3 protein-coding genes and 1 pseudogene are annotated in these 3,428 nt (G+C 58.2%); 2 read left to right on the top strand and 2 right to left on the bottom strand.

Annotated features, from left to right (window positions below; genetic code table 11):
• On the bottom strand, positions 1 to 480 hold a 480-nt coding region (locus FXB38_RS42360; protein ID WP_246230653.1), incomplete at its 3' end, for a reverse transcriptase domain-containing protein.
• Positions 481 to 1,169: 689 nt separating this feature from the next.
• Between FXB38_RS42360 and FXB38_RS45300 the strand changes: the two genes are divergently transcribed.
• Positions 1,170 to 1,406 (top strand): hypothetical protein, encoded by a 237-nt coding sequence (locus FXB38_RS45300; RefSeq protein ID WP_430640226.1) that lies wholly within the window; start codon positions 1,170 to 1,172, stop codon positions 1,404 to 1,406.
• 169 nt (positions 1,407 to 1,575) lie between these two features.
• A pseudogene (locus FXB38_RS45295) lies at positions 1,576 to 2,913 on the top strand (IS110 family RNA-guided transposase).
• A gap of 50 nt (positions 2,914 to 2,963) precedes the next feature.
• Here FXB38_RS45295 and FXB38_RS42335 read toward each other — a convergent pair.
• Entirely contained in the window at positions 2,964 to 3,350 is a 387-nt protein-coding gene (locus tag FXB38_RS42335; protein WP_283812837.1) for an IS4 family transposase, read from the bottom strand.
• Positions 3,351 to 3,428 lie beyond the last annotated feature (78 nt).

Raw genomic sequence — 3,428 nt, 5'->3', positions numbered from 1 at the left:
GTAGTATGACGCAACATCCAAGAAGCCTTTGATGTCGAGATCGAGCACCCAGTCAAAGCGCCAGCATCTCTGCCGTGCCGCAGCCAACGCATCATGCGCCGACCGACCGGGACGATATCCAAAGGAGTCATCGTGGAACACTGGTTCCAGGACGGGCTCAAGATATCGCTTGACTACCATTTGGGCGATTCTGTCAGAAACGGTCGGGATACCTAATGATCTCGTTCCCCGTCCGTCCCCTTTCGGTATGTCAACTCGACGAACCGGTGGCGGCATGTAGCTGCCCGACGACATTCGATTCCAGAGCCGATAAAGGTTGTTACTCAAATCCTTCTCGAACTCCGCGATCGTTTGATCGTCGACGCCAGCAGCCCCGCGGTTTTCCCTCACTCGCTTATAAGCCAACCATACTTCGCGCTTGGAAATATTAAATGGTCTTGCTTTATCCACGCTGGTCCTCCCCTTGCGGGTTGCCAACATAATAAAGCCGGGCGACGTCACCCCTTCGGTCCAGCTCCGTTACAGAGCCTTCATTCCTACTACGAGCGACTCCGCCCCTGTGTCCCGCATCGGTACTCTCGCCCTCGCGGAGTCCATCCGCCTGAGCTTCTCCCTTGGCATCGGGACGACAGGTTCCTGAGTTCCTTACCAAAGCCTGGATCAAGGTCACGCCGCCTCCATGCCGGACGCCGATTGAGCAGTAGACAGGCTCCCCTCAATCTTTATTCGCGGGACAGAAGTCTGGGTCCCGGTTTCGACGTCGTTTGATACGTTTCGACACGTCATCAGCGGTTTACTTCCGTTCGTCTCCTTGAACCTCACCTGACGGAGTCTTGCTCCGCCTTTTCCATCGACGTTCACCACAATGGCTCTTGACCAGTGCAGCTCGTGGCGGTTTGAAGCCTGCTCCTGCAAGCCGACTTCGAGGGGCCTACCCTCATCTCCGATAAAGCATCGCCACCGTTCGTATTTCGAACAGTGACGTTCACAGCACACAACCTCCTCGTATTTGATGCTGCGCCACAGCCGTTCGACGAACACATTGTCCCGCCAGGGCCCTTTGCCATCCATGCTGATGGCGATGCCGTGGCTGGCAAGCAAGCCGGTGAAGGCCCCTCGGCAGCCAGCAGGCCTCTCAGCATGCGCGAACCGGCGAAGGGAAACTCCAGATGCAGCCGGTCAAGACGCCGCATGATCGCGAGATCGGCGACCGGCACCGGGCGCGGCAGGTAATAAACGCTGCCGCGGCTGATCTGCAAAACCTCCGCCTGCCTGGTGATCGACAGATCGTGCTCACGGTCGATCATCGCTTTGCGCTCAGCAATCCCGCCTTGGTGAGCGCTCCTTCTAAAAAACTGATCTCGGCGCTGCACGCCCCCTGTGGGATAGAAACGAATTGGCGATAGACTGCGTTCGGAAGGGAGCGGCCGATACGATTTTGGTGGCAACCCCGTCAAAAAACCTGGTCCATGAGCTGTTGCGGACTTGAGAGTGGTGACGCCGCAAAGGCGATCCCGTTTAGGAATCTGATCAATTGCGCAGCTCAGCCCTTCTCTGTCAGCAGGAGGATTGGAGATGTACCGCAAGGAGTCGAAGTCCAAGGTCGACCGTACCATGCCCATGGTGCAACCCGAACGCGGCTGCCATCGATGTTGGTGCGACTATGCACATGGCTCCCGTAGGACCTGATCACGCACTTGAGCCAGTACGCAGTTTTGGCACATTCACGGCTGATCTCGATCAACTGGTAAAGTGGTTTGTGGAGTGCGGAGTCGAGACCGTCGTGATGGAATCAACCAGCGTCTACTGGATTCCGTCTTTGAGCTTCTCGATGCACGAGGATTTGCCGTGTTTCTTGTCAACGCGCGCGATGCCAAGCACGTGCCGGGGCGCAAGACCGATGTCAGCGATGCGCAATGGCTGCAGCGGCTCCATTCGTTCGGATTGCTGCGGGCGAGTTTTCGGCCCAAAGGGCGGATTGCGGAGCTGCGAGCCGACGTGCGTCAGCGCGAACGTCTGCTGGAGTACGCCGCCTCACACATCCAGCATATGCAAAAAGCATTGACCGAGATGAATCTTCAACTCCACCACGTTGTGGCCGACATCACGGGCGCGACTGGCCTGCGCATCATTCGCGCGATCCTTGCCGGTGAGCGCGATCCTGAGACGCTGGCGTGCTTGCGCCACTACAGTTGCCACTCCAGTGTCCAGACGATCGCGAAGGCGCTCACCGGACGCGCGGAGCATCTGTTTGCACTCGATCAGGCACTCGCCCTTTACGACGCGTATCACGAGAAGGCATCTGCCTGCGATGCCCGAATCGAAGCTGTGTTGAAGGAACTCACTATCCATAGGGATCATGATCATGGATCAGCGCCGCCGGTCTCGCGGCATCGGAACAGAACCGATCAAGCGAACGCTCTGGCTTTCGACGCCCGCGCGTCGGCTGCTCGGAAAGGACGTCACCACCATCGACGGCCTCGGTCCTTACCTCTCGCTGAAGCTGATCGCAGAATGCGGCGACGACCTTACCTCGTGGCTGGGGTTGGCACCGAGCAATAAGGTCTCCGGAGGCAAAATGCTCTCGTCCCGAACGCGCCGATCCGGCGGCCGGGTCGCAGCTCTTCTGCGCCTTGCTGCCGTAACCGTCGGACGCACTGATACCGCACTCGGCGCCTTTTATAGAAGACTGTCGTCCCGCATTGGCAAGGCCCAAGCAGTCACTGCGACGGCCCGCAAGATAGCAGTCCTGTTCTATAACGCTGTGCGTCACGGAATGGACTACGTCGATCCCGGGGCCTCGTCCTATGAGACACGCTATCGGACGCGAGTGATCAACAATTTGCACCGACGTGCAAGGCATTCGGCTTTGTCCTGCACCCCTTGGAACCGGGAGCTGGTGCCGTCTCTTAGGAATCGTTCTCCAGCGTCAGCTCCCCGATCGTAAGCCTCCGGTGAGGCTTTCAATTACCCACAAATTCTTTTCCGACCAAGGCGCCTAACGCGATGTCGGTGAGGCGCGACAGCCCGCGCCACATGACCGTATTGCCAGGGGGCGGATCGCTGGCGCGTGCGAGATAACCGCCGAGCCGGGCGATCTTGATGAGATAGTGCGAAAGCGTCTTTCTCGCTTTTGGTTTGTCGTTGACGAGGCGATCGAGCACGCCGATTTCAGTCGCGGTCAATACAAGGGTTGGCGGTGCATCTGGGGCGGAACGGTCGAGCATCGTCATCCAGAAGACCCGCCAACTCAGGATGCAAAAAAGCGAGATCAGATTGGTCAGACGCTGGCCGGTCCTAAGCTTCGACTCCTCGGCTTTGCAGCCTGATTTGAGTATCTTGTGAAACACCTCGATCTTCCATCTCAAAGCATACCATTCGAGCTTCTCAATGGCGTCGGTGCGGGAGCTGCGGCGCGACAATCAAGA

Origin of the sequence: Bradyrhizobium cytisi (assembly GCF_008123515.1) — a bacterium.
Classification (GTDB): domain Bacteria; phylum Pseudomonadota; class Alphaproteobacteria; order Rhizobiales; family Xanthobacteraceae; genus Bradyrhizobium; species Bradyrhizobium cytisi.
Note: the sequence above shows the minus strand (reverse complement) of the source record. Positions and strands in the feature narration are given on the sequence as shown.